This window comes from Streptomyces sp. CB01201, assembly GCF_002803085.1.
Taxonomy (GTDB): domain Bacteria; phylum Actinomycetota; class Actinomycetes; order Streptomycetales; family Streptomycetaceae; genus Streptomyces; species Streptomyces hundungensis.
Genome location: NZ_NNBJ01000007.1, coordinates 229,828 through 254,265, shown reverse-complemented (window position 1 = coordinate 254,265; position 24,438 = coordinate 229,828). Strand labels below are relative to the sequence as shown.

At 73.1% G+C, this 24,438-nt stretch carries 4 protein-coding genes; all 4 read right to left on the bottom strand.

What is annotated here, in order from left to right; all coding sequences use genetic code 11:
- Positions 1–36: 36 nt before the first annotated feature.
- Positions 37–1,293 carry a hydroxymethylglutaryl-CoA synthase family protein gene (locus CG740_RS16940; RefSeq protein ID WP_100575972.1) on the bottom strand — a complete coding sequence of 419 codons (1,257 nt, stop codon included), beginning with the start codon at positions 1,291–1,293 and terminating at the stop codon, positions 37–39.
- Positions 1,290–22,340, bottom strand: coding sequence for an SDR family NAD(P)-dependent oxidoreductase (locus CG740_RS16935; RefSeq protein WP_100575971.1), 21,051 nt, complete (start codon positions 22,338–22,340; stop codon positions 1,290–1,292). Before CG740_RS16935 ends, CG740_RS16940 begins: the two co-directional genes overlap by 4 nt.
- Positions 22,341–22,437: 97 nt before the next feature.
- Entirely contained in the window at positions 22,438–24,024 is a 1,587-nt protein-coding gene (locus CG740_RS16930; RefSeq protein WP_100575970.1) for an AMP-binding protein, read from the bottom strand.
- Entirely contained in the window at positions 23,985–24,242 is a 258-nt protein-coding gene (locus CG740_RS16925; RefSeq protein WP_159030314.1) for a phosphopantetheine-binding protein, read from the bottom strand. Before CG740_RS16925 ends, CG740_RS16930 begins: the two co-directional genes overlap by 40 nt.
- Positions 24,243–24,438 lie beyond the last annotated feature (196 nt).

Sequence of the window (24,438 nt, the reverse complement as noted above, 5' to 3'; positions counted from 1 at the left end):
GTGCCGGATCCGGGCCGATGGCTCCGGAGGGTCTTGTCAGATCCACTCGTAGTGCCGGTGGTAGCCCTCGACGCCGGTCAGCGCGAGCATCTTGGGCCGGTCCACGACCCGGTCGAGGTACCGGCCGTATCCGGCGGGGTCCACCGTCCGGTCGCTGACCGGGCGCAGGCAGCCCAGCGTGTGCGACAGCAGCTCGGTGTACTCGGCGAAGGTCAGCTCGGCGCGGTTGGCGAGTCGCTCCTTGATCCCGGCCCGCCCGACCTCGGCCGCAGAATCCGGGCCCACGACTCCGCTGAAGAACTCCGAGGAGCAGCCCGATCCGTAGGAAAACAGACCCACCCGGGCCGGCCCCTCCAGCGGAGCGTGGTCGATGAGGCTGGCCAGCGCGAGGTAGAGGGAGCCGGAGAAGAGGTTGCCGACCTCGCCCGGATAGGTGAGCGACGGCTCGACGCGCCGTTCGTAGTCGTTCTGGATGTCCTTGGGCGAGGTCGCGTACAGCTCCCGCATCAGCCGGCGGTGGCCCGCCCTGACCATGCCGGAGAACGGTGTGTGCAGGGCCAGCTGGTCGAAGGTGGTGGCGAAGTCGGCGCCCTCGACGCGGGTCCGGTAGTCGGCGAAGCTGTGGCTGAGGCACTCCAGGTAGGCGAGCAGCGAGCGGTCGGCGTCCGCGATGTCGAGGTCGGGCAACGGCCGGGCCGAGTCGAGGGTCTCGAAGCTGTAGAGCCCGAAGGCGCCGAGATCCACCGCGAGGACCCGGGGTCGGTCGCCGACGAGCAGGGCCACCGCCCCGGTGCCGGTGGCCGGTTCGGCGTACTGGGCGCGCTCGTCGGCCAGCGAGATGTCGGTCGAGATGATCAGGGCCTTGGCTCCCGGGGAGATCCCGGCGGCGAGGTGGCCGACGGCCAGCTGCAACGCGCCGGTGGCGGAGTAACAGGCCTGCTTCATCTCCAGCAGACGGCAGTTGCGGCCGAGTCCCAGGTGCTCGTGGACGTACGTGGAGACCGACTTGCTGTAGTCGATGCCCGACTCGGTGGTGGTGACCAGGAGTTCGATGCGGTTCCGGTCACGTTGCGGAATGCGGTCGAGCAGCGGGCGGGCGGCGTTGACCGCGTGCGTGACCGGGTCCTCGAAGGGCAGGGCCACCGCGCGGCGGTTGAGGACGACGTTGTCGAATCGCTGCGGATCCAGGCCCCGGCCCGCGAACAGCGCCTGCGCACTGATCGACGCGGAGCCGCCATAGACGTCCATCGCCTCGATGCCGAAGCTCCCGCGGTTGTCTCCGGCGTCGTTCATCGCTGTGCCCTCCGTGTCTCGCACGCGTCGAGGAATTCGGCCAGCACGGCGTTCACCGCGTCGGAGTCGGTCACCGTCGGGAAGTGGCCGGCATGGGGCAGTTCCCGGTAGCGGGCGTCCGGGATGGCTCCGTGCATCAAGTGCGAGGTCTTCAGCGGCACGACCGCGTCCAGGCCCCCGGCGACGATCAGGGCCGGGACCGCGATGTCGCCGAGCCTGCCGAGCAGGTCGGGCTGCTCGGCGAAGACGTCGAGGTAGCGCAGCCCGATGTGCGGTGCCATGCTCTCGCAGCGGCTCAGCACGTCGGCGTACTCCGCCCGGCGCTGCCCGATGCCGGGGACGTCGGCCGCGGCGTGCCGGTCTAGGTCCTCCTCGATGATGGTCTCCAGCCGGTTCACCTCGCCCGCCCGGTTGGCGTACTTGTACGAGCTGCACAGCAGCGTCAGGGAGGCGGCGCGCCCGGGGTGGGCGAGCACGAAGCTCTGGGCCAGCAGCCCGCCGAACGAAGTGCCCACCACGTGCACCGGATCGGCCAACCCCAGGTGGTCCAGGACCGTCCGGTACAACCCCGCGATGCCTTCCAGCGAGATGTCGCTCGCGCTCGTCGTGGTCCCGACCCCCGGGTGGTGCACCACGAGCATCCGGTACCGGTCGGCCAGGCCGGCGAACTGGCCCGCGAAGACTCCGCCGCCCATGTTGAAGGGCGGCATCATCAGGACGGTGGGGCCGGTGCCGCAGTCGAAGACCTCCACCTCGCCATCGGGCAGGCGCAGCAGATGCCGTTCGGCGGCCGGGACGCGCTCGTGCAGCACGTCGAAGTTGCCGGTCCCCGAGCCGCTCGGACGTCCTTCCGCCAGCGCCTCGCGGACGTCCGTCGGCAGTTCCTCCGCCGGGTGGTAGTGCGCGCGGGCCGCTCCCAGTGCGTCGGAGGGGCCGCCGACCTCGACGAGGTCGGTGCCGGGAACGGGTCCGGCGATCAGTGCGACGAGCCGGTCGGCGGTCGTGAGGAGGGTCTGCTGGTCCATGCCGACCGGCACAGCGAGCCGGACGAGCCGCCGCGTCGGGCGCTCGGCCCCGGTGCCGGGCAGGTCAGGACCGTACGGCGACAGGTGCGGGCCGCCGCGGACGCCGGTGTGGCGGTACAGCCAGGCCAGGCACGCCTGCACGGGATGCCGGAACCCGTCGAAGCGGGGCAGCCGGTCCACGTCGAGCAGCACGCAGTGCGCCGACGTGCCGGCGACGAGCGGCACGCCGCCCGCCTCCAGGCGGGCGCGCAGCTCGGCCACCTGGTCCACGCGGGTGCGTACGAGGTCCATGACGGCCCGCCGGTCGCCGAGGGCGACGGCGAGGGACCGGCGGGCGGACAGCCCCGGTTCGCGTCCCCGCCGCAGCAGCTGCTCGTCCAGGTTCACGGCCAATTCCCGGTCGCGCACGGCGACCAGGCCTCCGGCGTCGACGCCGAAGTCCTTCGAGAGGCTGAAGGTCGCGGCGGCGGCCAGCGCGAGGATCTCCTCGGCGACGTCCCACGGGTCCCGCCCGCTCTGACCCGGCTCATGGGCGGTGATGAGCACCGCGTTGTCGAGCAGCCGGGTGGCGTCGAGGACCAGGGGGACGCGGTGGGCGGCGGCACACGCCGCGACCGCCTTGAGGTTGCCGAGGGAGAGCGGGGCGCCCCCACGGGCGTTGCCCGCCGTCTCCACGGCGACGAAGGAGACCTTCTCCCCGAGGCGTCGCAGGGTCTCCTCCAGGTACGCCGTGTCCAGGTCCGCGGTGAAGGGCCCCGTTCCGCCTTCCGCGCGCAGCACGGTGGACGGGTCGAATCCCTCGTCCGCGAGGTTGTACAGCCAGGTGGGGAACAGGTCGTTGTGCAGTACCAGGCCACGACGCGCCGGCCAGGACGCGCACAGCCGTGCTTCCGCGGAGCGCCCGGACGCGGTGAGAAAGGCGTGGGCGAACGGCAGCCAGGACGCGGTGGCGCCGTCGGCACCGACGGCCTCCGTGGCGACGGTGTCCGCCGCACCGGACGACGCGCTGTCGGCCAGCTCGCGCAGCCGGTCCCGCTGCCACGGGTCGGACCGTTCCGCCCAGGAGTCGGTGAGCAGGTCGGTGTCGACGGCGGGGTGGGCGATCCGGATCGGATTGTGCCCGTGGGCGGCGAGCGCGGCGGTCCTGCGGGCGACCGCGGGTCCGTCGGCGTCGGGAGCGGCAACGGGACGGTGCGGGGCGGGGGCGGGCAGTGGCGCCGGGGCGGGCGCGGTGGTGGCCGTGGGGTGCGGATCGGCGATCATCAGGATGACGTCGCCCACCTCGGTGGCGTCCTCACCTGCCGGCTGGCAGAGGTACAGCGGCTGCGCCACCGGCCGGAACTTGCTCTTGAACTGGTAGTTCCCGCCGCCGAAGACACCCGCCGACCGGAGCTCGGCCAGGCCCCGCTCGGCCTGTTCCGAGGCGTTGGGCGAGCTCCCCTGCTCCCCGCCGAAGCTGGCGCCGAAGCTGAAGACCTCGCAGCCCTCCGCGCCGAGCCGCTCCAGGATCGCCACGATCGCGTACTCCAGACCGCCGAGCGGCATGTCGTCGGCGTAGAACTCCACGTCCAGCAGATAGCCGTTCTCCGACGGGATCTTCGTGACGACGACGGCGTTCACCACCGTGTCGTCCACGTGCGTCAGGAAGATCCGGTGGCGCGCGTCCAGCACCCCGCCGGCCAGTTCCGCGCGGACCCTGCCGACGTACGGGTTGACCATCTGCTTCGTGGCTGCCCAGCGGTCGACGAGACGGGCCAGCTCGGCGTCGACGGCCGGATCGGCTCCACTGCGGTACTCGTCGGTGCGGCAGGCACCGGCCCGCTCGAACCGCTTGACCATGTACCTCAACCGGCTCATCCGCCCGCCGCTGAGGGAGAAGGAGCCGACGTCCTCGATGCGCTGGAGCGCGCCGAACGGGGTCGAAGTCACCGGCGCCCCGCCGACCTCGTCGAGTCGGACCAGCGACAGCAGGTTGGCCCGCAGGCCGTGGCGGCGTGCGTAGGCGAAGTATTCGGCGGCCAACTCCGTGAAGTGCTCTCCCGGACCGGTGTAGACCCACACGAGCATGGCCGGGCCCTTGCGGGAGCAGGCGTAGAAGCCGCGCCGCTCCGCGCCCACGAAGACGAGCGGGGCTATGTCGCGGCCGGCCAGGCCGCTCTCCTTGCCGTGCGCGGCTTCGAGGCGGGCGATGACCGGACCGAGCTCCGGGTCGGTCAGGGCCTCGTCGCGGGGCAGCAGCGCGGTGTCGGCGAGTCCGCCGCCGCCATCGGAGTCGTGGGCGGGGCCGGGCGGTGCCTCGTCCGCGGCGTGCGGGTGCGCGTCGGCGACCCGGACCCTTGCCAGCGCCTCCGCACCGTACACGTCGCTCAGGTGCTCGGTGAGGGCCGCGACGGTGGGCTGGTCGTACAGCAGTGTCTTGCGCAGGGTCCCGAGATTCTTCTCCAGCGCGCTCACCACCCGGAGCATGTCGAAGGAGGAGAGGCCGTTCGCCTCGAAGGTGAGTTCCGGGTCGAGGTCGTGCCCGACGACGTCTGTCAGCAGCCGGACCAGTGCCTCCTGGGGTTCGTCCGCACTGGACGGTGATTCGTCCGCGGCGGACGGGACGGCATGCACGGGGGCCGCCGGGACCACGGGAGCAGCTGCGGCGGCCGGGGGCGCCGGGGGCCTTGTCAGCGTCGCGACGTGGGCCGCCAGGCGGCCGCTGGAGTCGTACTCGTAGAGGTCCGCGCCTTTCAGGTCGAGTCCGTACCGGTCGTTGAGTGCGCGGGCCAGGTCCATACGGAAGATGGAGTCGAGACCGAGGTCGGCGAAGGCCGCCTGATCGGTCACCTCGTCCACGGGCAGGCCCAGGATGTTCGCCAGCAGCGCGCGGACGACCGGCAGTACTTCCCCCGGTCCTTCCCCCGCCGGCGCGGGTGGTGCGGGCGGCGTCGGTCCCGTGGCAGGAGCGGGGGCGGGAGTGGGATCGGCCTGCGCGAGGGGGGCGAGCTTCACCTTGGGTCGCTCACCCGTCGGCGCGGGAGCGCCAGCGTCCGCGAAGCGCGCGGAGTCCTGGGCGTCACCGGGCGTCTCACTGAACCAGTGGCGCTGGGGCCTGAAGCGCGCGGCGGGCAGCGGTTGCCTGCGCGTCCGCTCGTCCGTGGGGTCGTCCACGGGCGGGTTCCACGCCTCCAGCACCACATGGGCGTTGGTCCCGCCGAATCCGAAGGAGCTGACGCCCGCGCGCCAGGTGCGCCGGCCGTTCTCGTCCTTGGCGCCCTCCCACTCGGTGGTCCGGTCGTTGATGCGGAACGGAGTGTCGGCCAGGCGCAGGTACGGATTGGGTTCGCGCAGGTGCAGGTGGGCGGGGAGCGTGCGGTGCACCATGCTCAGCAGCACCTTGAGCACGCCCGCGATCCCCGAGGCGGCCTCCAGGTGGCCAATGTTCGTCTTCACCGAGCCGATCGCGATGCCCGGCGCCTCCCGTACGTCGTCCCCCGCCTCCGCGTACAGCCGCGCGAACGCGTCCTTCGCCCCCTCGACCTCGATCGGGTCGCCGAGCCAGGTGCCGGTGCCGTGCGTTTCGAGGCAGGTGACGGTGGACGGTGAGATGCCCGCCGCCTGATGGGCGCGGACGAGCACGTCGGCCTGGGCGCGCGGGTTGGGGGCGGTCAGCGACGGCGACTTGCCGCAGTGGTTGACCGCGCTGCCGCGGATCACCGCGATGATCCGGTCGCCGTCCGCCTCGGCCCGGTCGAGCGGCTTGAGCAGGACCGCGCCCGCGCCCTCGCCCCGTACGTATCCGTCGGCGTCCTTGTCGAACGTGCGGCAGCGTCCCGTGGGGCTGAGCATTCCGGCCTGGGTGAACACGGTGAACAACCCCGGGCTGAGCTGGAGGCTGACCCCTCCGGCCAGGGCCATGGAGCACTCGCCCTCGGCCACGGAGCGGGCCGCCCGGTGCAGGGCGACCAGCGAGCTGGAGCACGCCGTGTCCACGGTCTCGCTGGGGCCGTGCAGGTCGAGCTGGTGGGATATCCGGTTGGCCAGCAGCGACCTGGCGATACCCGTCGCCATGTGGGCCTGCATGGGGGCACCGGAACGCGCGACGAGTTCGGCGTAGTCCGCGGTGGCCACACCCGCGAACACTCCCGTCGAGGTACCGCTCAACTCGTCGGGCCGGTAGCCGGCGTCCTCCAGGGTCCGCCAGACGGTCTCCAGGAAGATCCGGTGCTGGGGGTCCATCTGCCGGGCCTCGGTCGGTGAGATACGGAAGAACGCCGCGTCGAAGTCGCCGACGCCCTCCAGGAAACCGCCGCGCATCGAGGCCGCGTCGGGATGTGCCAGCAGCTCCGTACGGTCGGCGGGGGGACCGGTGACCAGGTCATCGCCCGCCACCAGGTGGCGCCAGAACGCCTCCAGGTCTGGGGAGCCCGGCAGCCTGGCCGCCATGCCGATGACGGCGACGTCCCTGCGTACGGAGCTGGACGGTGCCTCGGACAGGATCACGGGGCGCGGGTCCTCCTCGGTGACCGCGGCCTCCGTGACCGCCGCCTCGGCAGTGGTCTGGGGAGTCGGGCGGTGCGTGCGCCGTACCGCTTCGCCGTGCCGGTCGTCGAGGTAGCGGGCGAGGTCGCCCAGGGTCGGGTTCTCGAACAGCACGGTGGGCAGCAGGTCCAACCCGTAGACGTCGTTGACCTGCTCGATCAGTTGGCCCAGGGAGATCGAGTCGAACCCGAGGTCCATCAGTTCGGCCTCCAGGTCCACCTCGTCCTCGGCCACCATCAGGAACTCGGCGGCGAAGGAACGGAGCCGGGCCTCGGCCAAGGGGAGAACCGGCTCCTCGCGGATCTCCTCCACGCTCTGCTCCTGTTCCACGGCCGTCCTCTCCGTCGCTGTCACGGGCATGGCTGCCGGTGCTGTCGCTGTCATGCCTTGCGGGATGTCGTCGGGCGGCTCCTGGTCCGTGGCGCCCTCCACGACCAGGTACCGGGTGTGCGTACCGGAAAGGGCCTCCTGGAAGACCCGCAGGCCGGTCTCCGTACGCATCGGGACCATCGACCAGCGCCGTGCGAAGAGCCGCCGTGTGGCGTCGTCGACCGCCATACCGCCCTCCGCCCACAGCGGCCAGCCGATCGCGAAGGTGCGGCCCGGCCGGGCACCGGAGCGCCTGAGCCGCTCGCGGGCAGCGGCGAAGTCCAACTGGAAGGCGTTCGCGTAGGCGTAGTCGGTCTGGCCCAGGTTGCCGGTCTCCCCCGCGAGCGAGGCGAAGACGGCGAAGAAGTCGAGCGGTTCCCCGCGGGTGGCGAGGTCGAGCAGGAGCGTACCGGCGACCTTGGGGCCGAGCACCTCCGCCACCTCCACCGCCGTCTTGCGCACGGCCCGGCTGTCGTGGCGCACGCCTGCGGCGTGCAGGACGCCGTTGAGCGCGCCGTAGCGGGCGCGGATGTCGTCGACCAGCCCGGTGACGTCGTCCGCGTCGCGCAGGTCGGTCGGGCGGTACCAGGCCGTGGAGCCGCCACGCCACAGCGCGGCCGTCCGTCGTTCGATCTCGGCGTCCAGCGGCGAGCGCCCCACCAGAACCAGGTTGACGGGCTGCTGGTCGGCCAGGAATGCCGCGGACAACAGCCCGAGCCCCCCCGCTCCGCCGGTGACCAGATAGGTCCCGCCGGCCCGCACCCGGGCGTCGCCGGAGCGATCAGGGCCGTCCCCCGGGCCCTCCGCGTCCTCGGTGCGGTCGACCAGCCGCTTTACGGAGCGGACACCGTGACGGTACGTCACCTCGGTGACACCCTCGCCGACGCGGACGGTCTCGTCGGCGAGCAGGGCGCCGAGCGCGGCGGTAGAGCCGCCGCCGCTGTCGTCGTGCTCCACGCGCACGGCGCGGAAGGTGCTGTGCTCCAGCGCCAGGGACTTCAGCAGTCCGCCGAGCGCCGAGAACTGCGGCCGGCGCTCGGCCGGACCGTGCAGCACCGCCACCCGCAGCGGAACCTTCCTGCCGCGCTCCAGCACCGCGGCCGCTGCCCAAAGCAGCGAATACGGCCCTGCGGCGAGGTCGTCGGCGAGCGACCCCGGCCCGGGAAGGCCGTCTCCGCCCGGGGAGGAGGGGCAGGCGAGCACGAGCGCGTCGGGAAGCCGGTCGCGGGCGGCGAGCGCGTCGGTCAGACGCCGGAAGTGTTCCCGGTCTCCCGGCACCAGGGTGAACGCGTCGGTCTCGCGCTCCTCGAACGCCTCGCCCGGGATCGCGTGGACGCATCGCACGCCCCGTGCCGCGAATGCCTCGGCAGTCGCCCGGCGTACGGAAGGATCGGCCGCCAGCAGGAGCACCGTGGCCGGCGCGTCCTCGGGCCCGCTCAGCGGCGCCGGCTCGTGGACCGGGACCAGATACCGGTGGGCGGCCGGGGTCCGATCGCCGCCCAGGGTGGGATCCACCACGCCGGTGTCGAGCCAGTGCCGGGTGCGCTCGAAGGGGTAGGTGGGGAAGGGAACGCGCTGCGGCGGGTGTGCGGACCACAGGTCGCGCCAGCCGATCCTGACGCCCTCGGTCCACAGCGCCGCGAGTCCGGCGAGGGCCCGCTCCCTGGACATGTCCGTCTGCGTCCACGCGTCCCGCAGCAGCGCCTCGGCGCGGTCGTGGCCGCCGCCGGCCGCCGAACGGGCCGCGTGCCCCGTCACCGTCGTGGGCGCACGCTCCGGTCCGCCGTCGGCGAAGGCCCGCAGTTCCGCGGCGAGTGCGGCGGTGTCCCGGGCGACGACCGCCAGTCGCTCCGCGAAGTCCTTGCGTCCGGTCTGGCTGGTCCAGGCGAGGGCGGCCAGTACGTCGAACTCCCCGTGCGTGTCCGTGAGATGGCGGGCTACCCGACGCGCGTGGTGGCGCAGCTGCTCCGGGGACCGGGCCGACAGCAGGAACAGGTGGGGCCCGGGGTGTGCTGGTGCAGGCGGCGCCTGCGGCGTCACGTACTCCTCGACGACGAGATGGGCGTTGGCCCCGCCGGCGCCGAAGGAGCTGATGCCCGCGCGGCGCGGAGCGCCGGCGGAGGGCGCCGGCCAGTCCGTGAGCCGTCGGACCGGGCGCAGCGGCCCGAAGTCGATCTTGGGGTTGTCGTGTTCCAGGTTGGCGCAGGGCGCGAGCTTGCCGTGACGCAGCTGGAGGAGCACTTTCGTCAGGCCGGCGATGCCCGCCGCGCCCTCCAGGTGGCCGATGTTGGCCTTGACGGAACCGACGGCGCACGCGTGGTCCTCGGGGCCGGTGCCGAACGCCTGCGCGAGGGCGGCGGTCTCGATCGGGTCTCCCAGCGAGGTGCCCGTGCCGTGGGCCTCGACGTACGAAACGGTGCGCGGATCCACCCCGGCCCGCGTCAGCGCGTCCTTGATCAGCGATGTCTGGGCGTTGGGGTTGGGCACGGTGTAACCGCCCGTCTTGCCGCCCGCGTTCATCGAGCCGCCCTTGATGACGCCCCAGATCCGGTCACCGTCAGCGACCGCCCGCTCCAGCGGCTTCAGCAGGACCGCGCCGACCCCCTCGCCCGGGACGATGCCGTCGGCGCGCGCGTCGAACACCTTGCAGGTGCCGTCCGCGGAGAGCATGTTGAGCGCGCTGAGGGACACATGGTGGGCGGGGTGCAGGACCAGGTTCACTCCGCCCGCGACGGCGGTCCTGCACTCACCGCGGCGGATGCTCTCGCAGGCGAGGTGGACGGCGCTCAGCGAGGACGAACAGGCGCTGTCGATCGCTAGGCTGGGGCCCTGGAAGTCGAAGAAGTAGGAGACGCGGTTGGCGACGGACCAATGGGCCGAGTGCGCCCCGGAGAGCTTTCCGCTCGGCCATCCGGTGGCGGCGAGCTGGCCGTAGGTCCCGTACATCAGTCCCACGAAGACGCCAGTGCTGGTCTCGCGGGTGTGCTCCCCCAGGTGCCCCGCCTCCTCCAGGAGGTTCCAGGTGGTCTCCAGGAACAGCCGCTCCTGCGGGTCGATGTTCGCGGCGTCGCGGGCGAGGATGCCGAAGAAGGCGGGGTCGAAGCGGTCGACGCCGTCGAGGAACGCTCCCCACCGGCTGTAGCTGCGCTGCGGGATGCCGCGCTCCGCGTCGAAGGTCGGCCGCCAGTCCCAGCGGTCGGCGGGCACCTCGGTGACGCTGACCGTGCCGGATGCGAGATTGCGCCAGAAGCTGTCGAGGTCGGGGGCACCGGGGTAGCGGCCGCTGACCCCGATGACGGCGATGTCGCCGGGGCGGCTCACGGCGGCGGGCAGGGGAACGGGTGTCGTTACGGCGGGCGCGGTTACGACGGGCTCTGTCCGGAGTGCGGGCTCGGTTCGGAGTCCGGGCTCGGGCCGCATCAGTTCGGCGAGCTCGTTCTGACGTTCCGTCATGAAGTAGTCGGTCAGCTGGGCCAATGTCAGGCGTTCGAACAGGAGCGTGGCGGGAAGGTCGCCCAGATCCTGCTCGAAGCGGCTGATGACGGTCAGGCTGACGAGGGAGTCGACACCGTAGTTCTCGAAGGTGACCCGATCGTCGAGGTCTTCCTCCCCGAACTTGAGTACCTCCGCGAAGACCCGGCGCACATAGGTGCGCACCTGATCCCTGGCGGGCGTCTCACGTTCGCCTGCCGGCTGCGGCGCGGGGGCCGGTCCCGTCGCGCGTTCCGCCGCGGGCACCGGTGCCGCCTCGGCGACGAAGAGGCACTGCTCGAGTTCACGCTCCGGTGTCCCCGCGATGCCGAGGGTGCGCACGGGGCCGAATCCGGCAGCCGCCAGGGCGCTGCCCCACTGGTCCGGGCCCAGCAGCGGTGCGTCACGCAGCCTCAGGTCCGTGTCCTGGTAGGCCCACCAGCCGGGAGTCAGGCCGAAAGTGAGGGTCAGGAAGTCGGAAGCGCGGGTGACCTCGTTGACCAGCGCCGCCCCGCCCGGCTTGAGCAGGCCGCGGACGTGGTGCAGGGTCCGGCCGATGTCCTGGGTGGCGTGCAGGACGTTGGTGGCGAGGACCAGGTCGTACCCATTCTCCCCGAAGCCCTGCGCGGTCGGCGGCCGTTCGATGTCCAGGGGACGGAAGGTGACGAAGGGGAAGCGGGCGCCGAACTCGCGTTCGCCGTGGCGCAGGAACGCGGTCGAGATGTCGGTGTAGCAGTACTCGATCTGCCGCCCGCAGGCGGCAAGCGCCTCGAGGACGAAGCTCGTGCCCGCGCCCGTGCCGGCGCCGACCTCCAGGACGCGGACCGCTGGAGCCCCCGCGAGGGCGAACCGTTCCACCGCTTCGACGGCTTGCCTCGCCAGCACCCGGTGGTAGTGGTCGGAGATCGGCTGGCCCCGGTAGACCTGCTCGACGGAGGCCATGGAGCCCTTGGGGAAGAGCACCTCCGCCGGATTGCGCGAGCCGTCCAGAACGTACGGCAGGGCCTCCACGCACCGCCGCAGGAGCTCCACGTGGGGGCGCATGGCGGGGTGCGCCGCGAGCAGTGGGGACGTGGCCCCGTCCTCGGTGGCGCCGGCCGGGGCCTCGGCCGCGAGCCCGACGTTCTCGCCGTCCACCCAGAGTGTCCCGGCGCGCCTGAGCAGTTCCAGCAACGCCTGGAAGAGCCGTTCGTTGGCGGGGACACAACCCAGCCGGGTCCTCAACTGCGCGACGGTGCTTGTCGTTCCGGGTTCGGGAAGGACCTCCCGCCGGACGAGTGCGTGCCGGAGCAGGACCGGGGCGAGCCGTTCCAGCGCCGCGAACCCTTCCCTCGCCGAGGCGAGGCCGGGCTCCGCGGTGGATCCGGTGCCGATGGTGGCGGGACCGTCGGCCGCACCGTGGACCACGCCGAGCCGGGCCAGCCCCTCGGGACTGCCCTTCGCGACGACGGCCTGTGGGATGTCGTCGCGGAGCAGGAGGCCGAGCGCCGCCATGGCCTCCGCCGGTTCGAGGGACGCGATACCGAACGCGCCGAGCCGCTCGGTGTAGCGCGCGTCGGCCACGGCGCCCACGCTCCCCCAGAAACCCCAGTTGACGACGGACACGGGGAAGGGCAGCCGACGGCGCAGTGCGGCCGCGCAGGCGTCCTCGTAGGTGCTGGCCGCGGCGTAGTTGGCCTGTCCGGCCGCGTCGGTGAAGGAGATAGCGGAGGAGAAGTAGGTGAGGAAGCGCGGGGGCTGGTCCTCCAGCGCCTCGGCGAGGGTGACCGCGCCCGTGGTCTTGGGGCCGAGCACGTCGAGGAAAGTGGCCTCGTCCATGCTCGTCAGGGTGCGGTCGCGCAGGACCAGCGCGCTGTGGAAGGCGCCGTCGATGTGGCCGAAACGCTCGCGCGCCTCGGTGACCACGCGTCGCGTCGCGGCGGCGTCCGTGATGTCGCCGCGCAGGTAGACGCCCTGCCCGCCGAGCGCCTCGATCTCGTCGAGCTGCGCCTGGACGGCGGCGTCGAGTGGCCGCCGGCCGACGAGCGCGAGCCGTGCCCTGAAGCCGCTCGCCAGGTGGCGGGCGAGGACCGTCCCGATGCCGCCGGTGCCGCCGACGAGGAGGTACACGCCGTTGTCCTGGAAGGGCTGGGGGCGCTCGGTCCGGGCGGACGTCCGCGGGTCGTCGGCCAGCGGTTCCAGCACGCGCACCGCACGACGCTCCCCGCGCAGCACGACGAGCGGTTCGGCACAGGGTTCGAGCAGGAGCCGTGCGGCCATCGCTCGGGGGTCGTTGGAGGTCAGCCCGAGGTCCACGCAGCCGACCCGCCACCCGGGATACTCGGCCGCCGCGGTCCGCGCGAGGCCCAGGAGTCCCGCGTCGTGCGGCCGGACCTCCTCTCCGTCGCCGGTGGGCACCGCCCCGTTGAGCACCACCTTCAGCGTGAGGCCGCGGCTTCCGGCGCCCTGGGCGATCAGGGCCTTGCACAGCCGGAACAGCCCGACCGGAGACGGTTCGGGTCCAGCTTCCCCGCCGCACCAGTACACGATGTCCGGCAGCCCGGCACCGTCCAGGACAGCGCCCGGGGGCAGGACTTCGACGTTGTCCCCCGCCGTCGCGTGCACCGCGGCCAGCGCGTCGGCCAGCGGCCGGGCCCCGTCCGCGCCGAACACCCATACCCGCGCTCCGCCGCCCGCCCCGGTGACCTCGACGGGCAGCGGGGCGGCATCCCGTAGCGCGGGGACGAAGACGAGATCGCTGACGGGCAGCGGGCGTGACGGGGTGGTGGACAGCCGGCGCAGGGCCACGCCGGTGAAGCGCAGCGCGATCCGTCCCTCGGCGTCCGTCACCCGCACCGTGAAACGTCGCTGCCCGTCCCGGGCCGCCACCGCGTACGCGGGTGTGCCGACCGGTCCGAAGACCTCCAGTGACTCCAGCGCGAAGGGGACGAGAGGTCCTTCGCCGTCCGCGGGCGTGACCGCGGTGATCGTCTGGAGTGCGCCGTCGAGCAGGGCCGGGTGCAGGAGGCGTCCGGCCGGGGCGAGCAGCGTTCCCAGCGCATCGTCCCCGGTCCCGGTGCCGTCCTCGCCCTCGGCGACGGAGACCTCGCCGAGCACCCGGAACGCCGGGCCGTAGCTGATCCCGGCGGCCTCGAAGGCCGCGTAGAGCCGGTCGGCGGTCAGCCGACGGGAGCACCGCTCCTGTAAGGCGCGGATGTCGAGGGGTGCGGGCGGCTCCCCGGGGGGCATCGCCGCGACGCGCCCCTGGACGCAGGGCACCTTCGGGTCGACGCCGTCGGTGACCTCGAAGCGCAGGCCCCCGGCGGGATGGAAGGTCGCCGTGCAAACGAGTTCGCGGGGCGCGGTGACCTCCACGGGCCGGAGCCACCGTACGGCGGAGACACGGACCGGGCCCGTGATGCCGTGCGCGGCGGCAGCCTCCGCCGCCAGTTCGAGGCTCGCGACACCCGGCAGTACGGGCAGCCCTCCCACCTGGTGGTCGTCGACCATCCAGTCCGAGGGGTCCACCCGGCGGCGCACCGTGCCGACGGCCGGTGTCTCGGGCACGGCCCAGTGGCGGCCGCGTTCGAACGAGTACGTGGGCAGCGGCACTCGGCGCACGGCTGTGTGCGCGTGCGGCGCGGGCCAGTCGATGTCGTCGCCCCGTACGTACGCCTCCGCCAGCCGCAGGAGCTCGCCGGGCCGCTCGGGACCCGCGCCGTCGTCGGCGCCGGCGGCCGCGCGGCGCAGCTCGCGTACCAGCTCCGCCCGGTCTCGGACGACGAAGGCGGCGCGGACCGGGAAGTGGGTACGCCCGGTAGCGAGGGTGTAGGCCACGTCCGCGAGCGTGGCGCCGCTCGGGACGGCGGAGCCCTCGCCGAGCGCGTCGGCGAGTTGGACCAGCCCGCGGGCCAGCGCGCCCCGGGTGCGGGCGGACACCGGGACCAGGTGCCAGCTCTCCGTCGTGTCCTGGGCTGCCTCCTCGGCCGTGCCACCGGTGCGGGACGTGCCGGCAGCCGGGGCTTCGGCGACCACGAGGTGGGCGTTGGTGCCGCTGAAGCCGAAGCTGCTGAGCCCGGCCACCCGCAGACCCGAAGGACCCGGCCGCCAGTCGGTGAGTTCGGTCACGACCCGCAGCGGGCCCCGTTCGAAGTCGATCTCGGGATTGGCCGTCGTGAACGCGACGGACGGCGGCAGCTGTCCGTGACGCAGTGCCAGCAGTACCTTGATCAGGCCGGCGACACCCGCGGCCATGGTGGTGTGGCCGATGTTGCCCTTGACCGATCCGAGCCCGCAGAAGCCGGTGCGCGACTCGCCGTCGCCGAACACCTGCTGCAGCGCCTTGACCTCGATGGGATCGCCCAGCGGTGTGCCGGTGCCGTGGGCCTCCACGTAGCCGATGTCCGCCGGGGTCACCCCGGCCGCACTGTGGACGCGACGGATCAGGTCGGCCTGGGAGGCCGCGCTGGGCGCGGTGATGCCGTTCGTCCGGCCGTCGCCGTTGACGCCGGAGGCGCGGATGACACCGTGGATGTGGTCGCCGTCGGCGACCGCCCGCTCCAGCGGTTTCAGGACCACCACACCCACCCCCTCGCCCAGGACGATGCCGTCCGCGGAGGCGTCGAAGGGGGCGCTGGAGCCGGTCGGCGAGAGCATTCCGGCGTTGCTCGACCTGATGTGCAGTCGAGGGGTCAGCATCACGGCGACGCCGCCGGCGAGTGCCGTCTCGCACTCACCGCGCCGGATGCTCTCGCAGGCCAGGTGAACGGCGGTCAGCGAGGACGAGCAGGCGGTGTCCACGGCCAGCGTCGGTCCGCGCAGATCGAGGAGGTACGCGATCCTGGCGGCAAGGATCGAGGGCGACGTGCCCAGGAAGGCGTGGGTGGTGTCGGCGCGGCCCGCTTCGGCGAGCACCGTGTCGTAGTCCCCGGTCCCGCAGCCGACGAAGACACCGCAGCGCGGGAGGGGTTCTTGTCCGGCCGCGTGGCCCGCGTCCTCCAGGCTCTTCCACGCCTCCTGGAGGAACAGGCGCTGCTGCGGGTCCATCGCCTCGGCTTCCAGGGGCGACAGCTTGAAGAACGCCGGGTCGAACGCGTCGACGCCGTCCAGCAGCGCCGCCCACCGGCTGTCGGACCTGTCCGCCACGGAGCGGTCGGGGTCGTACCAGCGGTCCGCGTCCCAGCGGTCGGCGGGGATCTCGGTGATGTCGCGGCGTCCGGCGGCCAGGTTCCGCCAGAAGGCGTCCAGGTCGGGAGCGCCGGGGAAGCGGCCCGACATGCCGATGACCGCGATGTCCCCCGTGCGTGTGCCGCCGGTGCGCGGCGGGTCGGCGGGCGGTGCGACGGCAGACGGCGCCGCCACCGTCACGGGGGCCTCGACCGGGCGGAGCGTCACCATGCCGGGAGGCGCGGAGGGCGCGGCTGGGAGGGCGGGTGCGGACACGGCCGGGGGCGGGGCGGGTGGCGCCACGGCTGCCGGCCGGGGGGCGGGGGCCGGAACGGAAGCCGGTGCGGGCGTTGGAGCTGGCGCTGGGGAAGGCGTCGGCGGCTGTCGGCGCACCGCTTTCCGGTGCAGCGCGCGCGACTGGCGTGAGGCAGCCAGCAGCGCCGCCGCGAGCGAGGGGACCGTCGGGTGATCGTAGACGGCGACCGCGTCGAGCCCGGTGCCGAAGCGCTGGTTGAGGTCACGCACGACCTCCACGGCTCCGATGGAGTCCAGGCCCATCTCGGAGAAGGTGAGCTCCCGGTCGATCTCGTCGGGTTGCAGGTAGAGCACCTGGGTGAGGGCGGTGACGATGGCCTCGTCGACCTCCGCGGCCATCGTTTCCGGTTCCCGCTCCGTTTCCGCTTCCGGCTCTGTTTGCGGGACCGGCTCCGGAAGCGGCGGATCCAGGGCGGCCGCGCGCTCCGGTGCCAGCTCCTGCGGGCTCACCGGGGCGGAGGCGACGCGCGGAGCCGGGGCGCGGAACGCCTCGACGCGGGCGAAATGGCCGCGGACCAGCTCACTGGCCTCGCTGCCCAACACCTCCTCGTGCATGCGGACTTCACTCGCGACGACATCTCCGAGCCGGGCGAGCACACGTCCCGCCAGCTCCTTCTTCAGACGGCGGACCGCCGCCTCGGGCTTGTCCGCCAGCGCCCTGGCGCGGTCCAGCGCCGCGGCGAGCACCTCCTGGCGCGGCAGTACGGTGACCATCGCTCCGTGGCCGCGCAGCTCTCCGCCGCTCATCGCGGCGCCCGTCAGCATCATTTCGGCGGCGAGCGCGGCACCGAACCTGCGTTCCAGGATGTAGGTGGCGCCCATGCCGGGAGTGAACCCGTAGTTCACGAAGTTGGCGCTGTAGACGCCCTCCTCGGCCATGACGACGAGATCCGCGTACAGCCCGAAGGCCAGCCCGCCCCCCGACGCATGGCCCTGGATCGCGGCGACGACCGGCCGTTCGCAGCGCAGCAGCCCTTCGTAGAGGAAGGCCTGGTCGGTGAAGCTGCCCCGGCCGCCGGCCAGCCCTTCGAGCGCCTCGGGCGTGGCCCCCATACTGAACACGGCATCCGTGCCGGTCACGACCACGGCACGGATGCCGGGACGCCGGTCGATCGTCGCGAATGCATCCCGCAGCTGACGCAGCAACCGGTCGGTGAACATGGGCGCCGCCAGGCGTACCAGGGCCACACCGTGCTCCAGCTCGCACAGTTCCACACCGTCGTCGTCCCGCATGTCGCCGCTGCCCTCTCCGTCGCTCACGAGCCCGTCGGTCCCGGCTGCCGCCACCTGCGGCCGCGGTTGCGGCTGTGGCCGTGGCTGTTGTTGCGGCCGCTGTTCCGACTGCGCCTCAAGGGCGGCCGACGCCTGCCAGCCGCCCGGCCAGCACCGCTCCTCGCGGAACGGATAGCCCGGCAGCACGACACGCCGCGGCTCGCTCTGCCCCGCCCGCGCGCCCAGGCCCGACCAGTCGGTCGCGGCCCCCGCGACCCACAGTTCGGCCAGCTTCTCCAACTCCTCGCGGCCGACCGGGCCTTGGCCCCCGCCGTCCCATTCCACGCCCGTGCCCGTCGTGGTCGCCGTACCCCGGAACTCGGCAGGCCCGGCGTCCTCTCCTGACACGAGGCGTTCCAGGGCGGCCCGCAGGCCGGGCAGTCCGTCGGTCACCACGGCGAAGCGGGTGCGCATCGCCGCCCGGCCGACCCTCAGGGTGTGCGCCAGATCGTCGATGCGGGGCAGCTGCCCCTGCGAGTCGGCGGCGGCCTCGGCCGCGCACGCGTCGGCGAAGCCGGCCACGGTGGTTCCGGGGGCGAGGAACGCGTGGAACCGGTCCGCCGGTCCCCCGTCGACCCCACCCGCCACCGCGACGGCCAGGGCCAGCAGCCCCGCCGGGTCGAGACCCAGGTCCTCCAGGGTCTCGCCGCCGCCGAGGGAACCGGCGTCGACGCCGAGCCGCTCGGCGACCGTCGACCGTACGCGGGTGCGTACCGCGTCGGCGTGCCGCTCGGCACGGGCCGCGTCGTCGCGTACCGGGGTCAGGAAGGCCAGCAACGCGCGGGCCCGGGCGCGCAGCGCCTCCTCGTCACGTGCCGACAGGACGAACAGCTCCGGTCCCGCAGCCGGCGGCCGGGGTCCGGCGTCGCCGGGAGCCTCCTCCAGTACCAGGTGGGCGTTGGAGCCGCCGGCGCCGAACGCGCTGAGACCGGCCCTGCGCGGCCCGGACGCGGGACGCGGCCAGGGCGACGCCTCGCGCTGCACGCTCAAGGAGGCGTCGCGGAAGTCCAGTTGCGGGTTGAGATCGTCGGCGTGCAGGGAGGGGGCGAGGGCCTGGTGGCGGAACTGGAGCAGCACCTTGGTCAGGCCAGCGACGCCCGCCGCGCTCTCCAGATGTCCGATGTTGGTCTTGACCGAGCCGAAGGTGCGGTGGACGGGAGCGGGTTCGAGCGCCGCGAACGCCCGCCGCAGCCCCTCCAGTTCGACGGGGTCGCCGAGTGAGGTCCCGGTGCCGTGCGCCTCGACGTAGCCGATGGTCGCCGTGTCCACTCCGGCGTTCTCGATCGCGGAGCGGACCAGGGCCGCCTGGGCGACGGGGCTGGGCACGGTGAATCCGCTGGTGCGGCCGCTGTGGTTGAGCCGGCTCGCCTTGATGACACCGTGGATGTGGTCACCGTCCGCCAGCGCCCGGTCCAGCGGCTTGAGCAGGACGGCTCCGACGCCTTCGCCCGGCACGTAGCCTGTGCCCCCGGCGCCGAAGGCCCGGCACCGGCCGTCACGCGAGAGCCACTGGCCCTGCGCGAGTTGCAGGAACTTCTGCGGGTGCAGGATGGCGTTCACACCACCGGCGAGCGCGAGGGTGCTCTCGCCCCTGCGTATGCTCTCGACCGCCAGGTGCACCGCCGTCAGCGAGGACGAACACGCGGTGTCGACGGCCATGCTGGGGCCGGACAGGTCGAAGGTGTAGGAGACGCGGTTCGCGATGGAGGAGTGCATCGCGACGGGCGCGACCCCGTCCCCGGCGTCCCGTACGAACTGGAAGTCGTTCCACATCACCCCGGCGAAGACGCCGATCTGTTCGGACGCGAGCGCGGCGGGCGGGTAGCCGGCGTCTTCCAGGCACTGCCAGGCGATGGTCAGGAACAGCCGCTCCTGGGGGTCCATCCGCTCGGCCTCGCGGCGGGAGATCCCGAAGAAGAGCGGATCGAAGCGGTCCACACCGTCGAGGAACCCGCCCCAGCGGCCGTAAGTCCTGCCGGGTTTCCCGACTTCCGGATCGAAGATCTCCTCGTGGTCCCACCGCTCGGCCGGCACCTCGGTGACGCAGTCCCGGCCCGCGGCGAGGTTCGCCCAGAACGTCTCCAGGTCAGGGGCCTGGGGGTAGCGTCCGGCCAGGCCGATGATCGCGACGTCACCGCCGACGGCGCGGTGCGCGGTGGTCGCACGGGCCTCCCCTGGCGGCACACCGGCACCGGCACCGGCACCGGAATGCGTAGGCGTCGCGACGAGGTCCGGGGCATCGGCGGGGGCGAGCAGCCCGGTACGGACGGCACCGGGCTCCGCGTACACCGCCACCACCCGCGACGGCCCGTCGCCAAGACATCGTTCGAACAGCGCGAGGGCGTCGCGGCCGGGCATGGGGTGCACTCCGGAGGCCGCGGCGCGGTCGAGTGCGGCGGGGTCGACCCGCATCCCGCCGTCGGCCCAGTAGGGCCACGCGACGGACCGGGAGACACCCTCGCGGTCGCTCCTGGCCGCGCGCCATTCGGCGAAGCCGTCGAGGAACGCGTTGGCGTAGGAGTAGTCGCACTGGCCGGGGTTGGGCACAACGGCTGACAGGGAGGAGAACAGCAGGAACAGCCGCAGGCCGCAGTCGGCGGTGGCGCCGTCGAGGTGCAGGGTGCCGGCCAGCTTCGCCGCGAGGACGGGCAAGGTCTCTGCGGGATCCTTCCGGAAGTAGACGCCGTCAGCGGTGGTTCCCGCGCAGTGCAGTACGGCGTCGACGCGCCCGAAGAGTTCACGGCAGCGCGCGACGGCCGCGTCGGCGCCCGCGCGTTGCGTGATGTCGGCCTGGACGTAGTGGGCCTGCGCGCCGAGCGCCGTGCACCGGTCCAGGAGTCCGGTGACGGCCGCGTCGGCCGGGCGGCGCCCGCAGAGCAGGATCCGGGCCCGGCGGGTGGCGGCCAGGTGTTCGGCGAGCAGCGCGCCGACGCCGCCCGCGCCGCCGGGTATCAGGCAGACGGCGCCCTCGGCGAGTTCCGTCCCGTCGGGATCGGCGGGCCGGTAGGGGACGAGCTGCCGCGTCGTCCTGGTGAATCCACCATCCGCACCGCCGCGCCGGTGGAACGTCTCGCTGTCGTCCCGGCCGTCCGCCGCCTCGGCCAGCAGGAGCGCGGCGAGCTCACCGACCGACGCCGTGCCGTCCACACAACTGCTGCGGCAGCGCAGCCAGGGGGTCTCCGCGGTGATGCCGCGGGCCAGCGCGGCGAGCGCCGAGTGCTGCGGCACCTCCTCGCCGTCGGGGCGGGTGTGCAGGACCAGCAGCCGGCAGTCGTGCGCGGGGCGGTTCTCCGAGACGGCCGCCGCCAGGGCCCAGACGGCGTCGTAACCGTCCTCGGTCCGGGTCGAGGGGTGTGCTGCCGGGGCCGGGAACACCGCGAGCAGCGCCGGTTCGACCCCGTCGGCGCGCAGTTCGGTGAGCAGCCGCCCAAAGTCGGCGCGGCTACCGGTGCGCAGGCGGTACGCGTCGGGGCCGGTCCTGGTGTATTCCGGTCCTGAACTCACCTGGACGGTACGGCGTCCCGCCCCGGCACGCCGGCGCAGCTCGGCGGGCAGGGCCGGGTCGGCCGTGACGACCAGCAGGTCGCCGGGAACGTCCGACGGCGACGGTCCGAACGGGCGCGGCGCCCATTCGGCGCGGAAGCACCGGAGTTCGCCCCGCGAGGCAGGTCCGTCGGACGGGGTGTTCCCGGCCTGCTCCGGCGGCTCGGGGAGGACGGCGGAGGGGTAGGTCTCATCGAGGTGCCGGGCGAGACCGGCGATGTCGCTGTACTCGAACAGCAGGGTGGGGTACAACCGGCTGCCGACCAGTTTCTCCAGGTCCGCGCTGATGGAGAGCATGGTGATGGAGTCGAGACCGAGCTCGTAGAAGCCCGTGGTGGTGTCGACGGATCCGGGCGGCCTGCCGAGCAGTCGGCCGATCATCGCCTGGAGGTGCGCCCCCATGCGCGCTGCGGAATCGGCGACCGGCGCGGCGGAAGGTGAGGCGACGGCGGCCGGGGCAGCGGAAGCCGGGGACGCGGCCGCGGCGGACACCGCCCGCGACTCCGTTCCGGTGCCTTCGGGGTCGTGGAGCAGCCGCGTGATCAGCGTGGCGTTCCGCACCCGCTTGCACGTCAGCTTCAGGAAGCGGGCGACGAACCTGCCCTGCTCGTCGTAGATCAGGCAGTCGCTGTGCATGACGTCGCCGGACGGGGCGGTGGTCTCGGGCCCCGGCACGTGGATCCAGCACGGGCCCTGTAGTGCGCGCGGCGCCCGGAACTCCTCCAGGTGCACGGGGATGAACGGATTGCCGTCCGGTGGCGGAAGCTGCCCGAACGCGACCAGGGTGGCGGCGTCCAGCTTCGCGGGGTGGATGTGGAACTCGCCCTCCTGTGCGCGGTATCCGGGGTCGAGTTCCAACCGGGCGAGCAGGCCGGGGCCGACCTGGTGGATCGGGCCGAAGCCCATCATCGGCGCCCCGTGCTCGATGTGCTCGTCCCTGGCCTGGCGGTACAGGTCCGCCATGTCCTTGCCGCCGGTGCGGCCCGCCAGCAGCGCCCGCGGGTCGATGGGCCCGGGAGCGGGCTCGTCGGTGAACTCCAGCCGGCACGAGAAGTGGTGACGCCAGCCGCCGTCCCGAACCGCGCCGGCTTCCCCCGCCACCTTGCTGTCGGCGGCGACCGGCCGCGACCCGTCCCCGTCGGGGCTTCCGACGGTGATCCGGACCTCGAGGTCGTGCCCGGGTTCTGTGGCCATCGGGGCGGTGAACAGGATGTTCCTGAGCACCGCGCGCGCCGGGTCGTACCCCTGCGTCCGCAGGATGCGGTAGACGATGTCGAGGAAGGTGGCACCCGGCATCACCGACACCCCGTGGATGCGGTGGTGCCGCATGACGAAGTCGTCGTGGGGCAGGAAGAACTGGCACTCGATCGGGCTGTCGTTCATGACCGCACATCCCCTCGTTCACCCCACGCCCGCGGGCAGTGGTCACATCGCGATCGTGCGGGGTCCGACCCTAGGCAGCCGGCCCGGACCCGCCTGCTCAGAATTGAGCGCGGTCGGCGACCTCGCGGGCCGCCTCCTCGCGCAACCGGTTCCGGTCCGTCTTGCCGTGGGCGTTCAGCGGCGCCTCCGGGCGCCACCACACGTACCGGGGCAGCATGTAGGCCGGCAACCGGGTGGCCATCTGCTCCACCAGCGCCTTCAGGTCGGGTTCCGCGTCGCACAGGACGTAGGCGGCGAGCACCGCTCCCGACGGGGCGTCGACGGCGAACGTGGCCGCGTCCGCGCCGGAGACTTCGCGCAGCGCGGCCTCCACCTCGCCGACCTCGACCCGGTAGCCGTTGATCTTCACCTGTGAGTCGCCGCGACCGAGGTGGACGAAACCCACCGCGTCGTCGGCGCGCACCTGGTCGCCCGTCCGGTACCAGCGCCGTCCCGCGCGTTGGAGGAAACGGCCCTCGTTCTGGGCCGGGTCGAGGTAGCCGGCGAACATCTGCCCGCCGGTGAGGCACAGTTCCCCGAGCCCTGAGGTGGTCTCGCCGTCGGCGCCCAGCAGGATTGCCTCCATGCCGTCGTTGGGCGTGCCGATGGGCACGGTCGCGCCGTACTGGGCGTCCGGGACGGCGGGGTCGAAGCGGAACGCCGAGCAGGCGATGGTGAGTTCGGTGGGACCGTAGATGTTGTCGATCACCCCGTCGGGCGCGGCCCGCTGCCAGTACCTGGCGGTGTCGGTCATCAGGGCTTCGCCCGCGAACACCGACTGCCGCAGTCCAGCGAGGCTGCCGGGCGCGAGCAGTCTCTTGCGCTGCAGGCCGCGTGCCAGGCTGGGGGTGCTGTGCCAGACGGTGAGACCGTAACGGCGCACCCAGCGCGCCGGGTCCAGCGCCTGGAGGCGGGAGAGCACGCACACACAGGCCCCGCCCGCCCAGGCCGGGAAGATGTCGGCCAATGCCAGGTCGAACGTGGTCTCGTGCACCTGGCTGAAGCAGTCGTCCGTCCGCACGCCGTAGCGGGGCAGCGACGAGCGCAGGAAGGACGAGACGTTGGCGTGGCTGATGGGCACGCCCTTGGGTGTCCCGGTCGAGCCGGAGGTGAAGAGGGTGTAGGCGATGTCGTCGGGCGCGCGCGGCGGCGTGACGAACCCGGCCGCCTCCGCGTCGTTGGGGGTGACCCGCAGGGACGGGAGTGCGCCGGGCAGCTCCTCCGGCGCCAGGACCGAGTGCACCGCGGCCCCGGCGATCACCTCCGCCAGCCCGGCCGCGCCGGCCGGGTCGGCGACGACCGCCTCGCACCCGGCGGCCCGCAGTACGGCGCCGTTGCGGGCGGGCGGGTTCTCCGGGTTGAGCGGCACGGCGGTCGCGCCCGCGTAGAGCGCCGCCAGCAGGCCGATGTACGCCTCGGGCGTCTTCGCGGCCAGCACGGCCACGGATCGGGGCGGCCCGTGCCGCGCGCTGAGCGCCGCCGCCCAGGACCGCGCCGTACGGTCCACCTCGGTGTAGGTCCAGCTGCGGTCGAGTATGCGGAGCGCCGGCCCGTGCGGGTTGAGCGCCAGGCCGTCCTGGAACCAGCCCTCCAGCGGCTTGCCGGTCACGGCGTGCCCGGCAGGCAGGCGGTGACGGTGTCCCACAGCTTCTCCGGTGACGCGAAGGTGGCAGGCACCAGTGCCGCGTCGGGGAACGTGAAGTCGTAGGCGTCCTCCAGCGACGCGGAGAGGCCGACCATGCCCAGCGAGTCGAGGCCGTGGGCCGGCAGCGGGACTCCGGGCTCCAGGGGGGCCTCGGCGGGGTAGCCGGTGAGCGCCGCCCTGACCAGTTTCTCGAACGTGGCGTCCCAGTGAGCTGTCACGATGCCGTGCGTCCTTTCGTCGGTCCTTCGGTACCGCGGAGGTGTTCAGCGACGGAGTAATCAGCAATTCCGGTACCGGATTCCACACGGCACGGAAGCGGTCTCCACAATGCCATTCCAGGCAATTACCGGCGTGCTCACTTTTGAGCAGAAGAGGGTGGTGAATTCCTGCACCATTGATGGTCTTCTCTTCTCT